Source organism: Sphingobium sp. (assembly GCF_035511395.1).
GTDB lineage: Bacteria > Pseudomonadota > Alphaproteobacteria > Sphingomonadales > Sphingomonadaceae > Sphingobium.
In genome coordinates, this window is the sequence record NZ_DATKFP010000415.1 from 1 (window position 1) to 4,788 (window position 4,788).

4 protein-coding genes are annotated in these 4,788 nt (G+C 63.1%); 3 read left to right on the forward strand and 1 reads right to left on the reverse strand.

Features of this window, described 5'->3' with window-relative positions:
• The coding region (locus tag VMR39_RS27940; protein ID WP_325421391.1) for an HAD-IC family P-type ATPase at positions 1 to 736 on the reverse strand (736 nt) is incomplete at its 3' end.
• A gap of 567 nt (positions 737 to 1,303) precedes the next feature.
• On the opposite strand from VMR39_RS27940, the gene VMR39_RS27945 reads away from it, so the two are divergent.
• From VMR39_RS27945 to VMR39_RS30595, 3 genes are all read left to right on the forward strand, one after another.
• Positions 1,304 to 2,773: a DUF1254 domain-containing protein gene (locus VMR39_RS27945; protein WP_325421393.1), complete on the forward strand. Its 1,470-nt coding sequence runs from the start codon at positions 1,304 to 1,306 to the stop codon at positions 2,771 to 2,773.
• 135 nt (positions 2,774 to 2,908) lie between these two features.
• A complete protein-coding gene (locus VMR39_RS27950; protein ID WP_325421395.1) occupies positions 2,909 to 4,492 on the forward strand; it encodes an arylsulfatase in 1,584 nt (527 codons plus the stop codon).
• A gap of 167 nt (positions 4,493 to 4,659) precedes the next feature.
• Positions 4,660 to 4,788, forward strand: a 129-nt coding sequence (locus tag VMR39_RS30595; RefSeq protein WP_414712608.1) for a hypothetical protein, incomplete at its 3' end; no start/stop codon positions are given.

Genomic DNA, 4,788 nt, shown 5'->3' on the forward strand with positions numbered 1-4,788 from the left:
CGAAGGCGTTGATCTGGCGCAGGAGCGGCGTCGTCAGGGTTTGCACGTCGCCGATCATCCCGGCGATGCGACCGATCTCCGTGCGGTTGCCGGTCGCCACCGCGACGCCGATGCCCTGACCGGTCGTGATCACCGTGCCGGAATGGATAATCGGCGCCCGGTCGCCGAGCGCCGCGTCGGCCGCAACGGGTTTTTCGTTCTTTTCGGCGGGTACGGATTCCCCCGTCAGGATGGCCTCGTCGGCTGAAAGACCGCGCGCGCGCAGCAGGCGGATATCGGCGGGCGCCTTGTCGCCGGCCTCCAGGGCGACGATGTCGCCTGGAACAAGGAGCCGCGCGTCAACCGTGTGACGCTCGCCGTCGCGCACCACGGTTGTGTGCGGCGCGATCATGTCGCGAATTGCCTCGAGGGCGCGCTCCGCCTTGCCTTCCTGGATGAAGCCGACGATGGCGTTTATCAGCACGACGATGATGATGACTGCGCCATCAATGACGTGGCCGAGGGCCATGGCCGCGATGGCGGCGGCAAGCAGAAAATAGATCAGCGTATTGTTGAATTGGGCGAGGAAACGCAGAACAGGATGCGTCCGCCGCGCGGCAGGCAATGCGTTGGGACCAAAATCATCAAGACGTCGCGCGGCCTCGCCGGAATCCAGCCCGTCCATACCAGTTTCAAAAGCAGCGCAGACTTCCTCTGCAGTTCGGGCGTGCCATGCTTCCTGCTCGATCATCTTCATCCAGGTATCCTTCGGTGTCGCACGTCCCTTCAGACCATTGGCTGCCAACGCTGTCCGGCGCAGCCGCGCCGCCATGCCGGACATGGCCACAATGACCCACCCAACCGTACATCGGAATCGAAAATCCGCAGCCGCCCGCCAGAGCACCTCTTACGGGCTGCGAAAACAGACCTGTCGGGAATGATCCGCCATCGGCGGCGTCGCCTGGTCCGGGGCGGTTGTCGGGACATGACCCCATAAATCTGTGGCCCCACAAATCTGGCGACCTGATTACGCCCTGACGCCAGCTTTCCCTCGCGGGAGGAACTGATGCGCCGACATGAACTGACAGATGATGAGCGGGCGATCATTCCGCTCTTCTTCCGGACAGGCAGCGCGGGGGCGCGGGTGGATGTCAGCCTGCCTTTCCCATGCGTCGTGGGCCCTAATTCTTTGGTAGTGGGGGAGTAGCGCCATTGATCAGGCCCGCAGATCAGACGAAGCGGCATTAACCTTCCGGTCAATTGCCGGGCGCGGCGCTCTCGTAATAAGATGATTGCGTTCGGCAATCTTGTCGCGAGGCTCACGATGACTACCAATCCATGGGCCGTCTTCCTGATCGCCGGGACGATGTTCGCTTTCGCACCTGCTGGTCAAACCTCCGCTCAGGTCACGCAGGAGCCGCTTGGCGGACAGCCTCCGCCCGGGAGCATGCGTTCGAACGTCGACTTCGACTATCAGATCAAATACCAGCGCGCCTTCGAGGCCATGCTGTGGTCGCTGCCGTCGGTGCAGGTCCACGGCGGCCGTGTCGCGACGATCGATGGCCTTGGCCTCAAGGACAATGACATCCTGGCGATGTCGGGCCCGGCAACGCCGAAGTTCGAAACGTGGACTGCGAACAGTTCGACGCCCTACATCATCGCCTATACCGATGTGAAGAAGGAGCCGGTGGTGCTGGAGGTTCCTCCGGCCGGGGCTGACGGCAGCCTCTACGGCCAGGTGGTCGATGCGTGGCAGATGACCATCGCCGATATCGGCCCGTCGGGCGTTGACGGCGGAAAAGGCGGCAAGATCCTGTTCACCGCGCCAGACTTCACGGGAACGGTCCCGCCGGGCTACATCCATGTGAAGTCGCCCAACTACCGGATCATGTTCGGATTGCGCTCGGTGCGCGCGCCAGGCAAGAGCGCGGAAGACGCTTACGCCTATTCCCGCCGCCTGAAAATGTATTATCTGTCGCAGGCGGCAAACCCGCCGAAGCAGAACTTCGTCGATGCCGTCGACAGGCGCTACACAACGCTCCAGCACCATGACGAGAGATATTACGAATATCTGCACGCCACCTTTACCTATGAGCCGGTAAGGCCGCAGGACCGCCACATCATGGGCCTGCTTGCAACGCTCGGCATCGCGCGGGGCAAACCCTACAATCCCGACGATGTCGCCAAGCGGGCCATGCGGCAAGCCGCGGTGGATGTCTGGCATTACCTCCAGGAACGTTTCGACAACCTGCCGAGGACCATGTATTTCTGGCGTGATCGCCAGTACGTTCCCCTGCTTATTCCTGATAAAAACCGCGGGTTCTCCTACGAATATCCTGACAGGATCGACGTTGACGGGCGCGCCATGGCGTTTTTCTGGTGCACGATGGCGCCAGGCCAGGTTTCTGACCGGCCAGCGACCTATTACCTGATGGCGATGGCGGACAATCAGGGCCGCCCCCTGGAAACCGGGCGGACCTACAGGGTCACCGTGCCCACCAACGTCCCCATCAGGCAGTTCTGGGCCCTCACGATGTATGACCGGGCCACCATGGCGTTCATCTACACGCAGTCCATGCGCACGACGCTCGATTCCTATGGCGTTGACAAGATGAAGCAGAACGCCGACGGGAGCGTGACGCTCTATATCGGCCCCGTCGCGCCGGACGGCCTGGAGGCGAACTGGATCCCGACCGGCGGCAAGCGTCCGCTCCCGGCATTCCGCTTCTACGGGCCGGACGAGGCCTTCTACGCCAGGACCTTCAAGATGCCGGACTTCGAGCGCGTCGACTAGCCGAGGCTCCTTTTGCGTATGATGCCGGCCAACCCCGGAGGCGAACGTCATGAGCACCAATGGCACGCGGAAGTCGGGATCAGACAGGGGGATGCCTGATCGGCGCAGCCTGCTGCTGGGCGGGAGCGCGCTTGCGTGCATGGCGCCCTTTGGGGCCCTGCGCGCTCAACGGGCGGGACAACGCCGCGCAACCCGTTCGACCTTACGGTTCAGGCGGCGCCGCACCTTGAACCCGTAATTCCCCGCCCCGCGCAGGAGCAGGCCGCGGCGGACAAGCTGGCGGCGCTCCGCGCCCGCACGGGGCGGCCGCCAAATATTCTGATTTTCCTCGTGGACGACATGGGCTGGGGTGATGTCGGCGCGTTTGGCGGTGGACTTCTGATCGGCGCCCCGACGCCCCATATAGACGCGCTCGCCGCGGGCGGACTGAAACTGCTTTCCACCTATTCCCAGCCCACCTGCACGCCGACGCGGGCCGCCCTCATGACAGGCCGTATCCCGGTCCGTAGCGGGCTGAATCGCCCGCTGCTGTCTGGCGAGCGCTACAAGGTGAACCCCTGGGCAGACGAGGTGACGGCCGCCCGCCTGTTGTCCGACGCCGGTTACACGACGGCGCTGTCGGGCAAGTGGCATCTGGGCGAGGGCGAGGGGCTTTATCCGCATCAGGTCGGTTATGACGAATATTACGGCATCCTCACTGTCATCAGCGAGATGTCGCAGCAGGTGGACGGAAGGCTTTATCCTGATCTGGTGCTCAGGCCCGACCGGCTCAACGCGATCAGAAGCATCGCTCCGGCGCATATCACCAGGGGCATCAAGGGCGGCGAGATCGGGATCGACCGGGCAACCCGGACCATTGATGAATTGTCCCGCATCGATCAGCACTTCGCCGATTTCTCGGAGGGCTTCATCCGCAGGCAGGCTGAAGCAAAAAATCCATTTTACCTGATCCATTCCTTCGGCCGTCTGCACAATGATACGTATCCCGCCCCAGGCTATGCCGGAAAGAGCCCCGCCGGCTTCCCGCATCGCGATGCGATCGTCGAGGTCGACGATATTGTCGGACGGCTGATGCGCGTGCTGCGCGAAACCGGCCAGGAGGAGAATACGCTCGTATTCTTCACCAGTGACAATGGCGGCAATGAAGACCTTTGGCCCGACAGCTCCTATCAGCCATTCCGCGGCGGCAAGGGTACGACCTGGGAAGGCGGCGTGCGCGTCCCCGGCATCGCCTCCTGGCCAGGCATGATCAGGGCGGGGCGTATCTCCGACGGGCTGTTCGACCTGTGCGACCTGTTCAATACGGCTGTGGCGCTCGCGGGTCAGGAGGGGAAAATTTCGCCCGACCGCTATATCGACGGCGTCGACCAGTCATCCTTCCTGTTGGCCGATGACGGGGCATCGCGTCGCGACGCCGTATTCATGTATCGCGAGAACCAGGTCACGGCGCTTCGCTGGATGGAATACAAGGTCCATTTCATGGTTTTCCAGAACGAAACGGTTCGCCGCAATCTCGATGCGAGCACATTGACGCCGGTCGGCCAGTCGCCTTGGGTCTTCAATCTTTACATGGACCCGAAGGAGCAGGCCTCGCAGGGACATTCGCGCTTCGAATGGGGCTTGCCGCAGGTATCGGCGCGGCTGAACCGGCATCTCGCCACCTTCGAGCGCTTCCCGGCAAAGGATCTTGGGCTGGCGAAGCGTCCCGGAGGCGGGTGATCGGCAAAGCCCGCCAGCGATGGCCTTGTTGTGTCCGGGCCACCCGGCTGGGTCGTCGTATGAAAAAATTGTTTGCCGCCAGGCGGCCGGCGGTGACCGTATTGCCTCCCTGACGGCTACGGCCTGAGCCGCTCGCTCGGGATCGCAGGCGTCAGACCCTGCTCGACCTGAGCGCCCTCGACATTCAGCGCCTGCCTCAGGGCGTGATCGACAACAAGCTGTCCAACCAGTACCAGGTGCTGGTGCTCTCCAAGCGGGGCAGCCGCCTGTTCGTGGCCGGTGCCGATCCGACCGAT

What these genes read in the sequence shown, in the direction of transcription:
- VMR39_RS27945 (WP_325421393.1), top strand. Translation starts at nt 1,304, where the DNA reads ATGACTACCAATCCATGGGCCGTCTTCCTGATCGCCGGGACGATGTTC.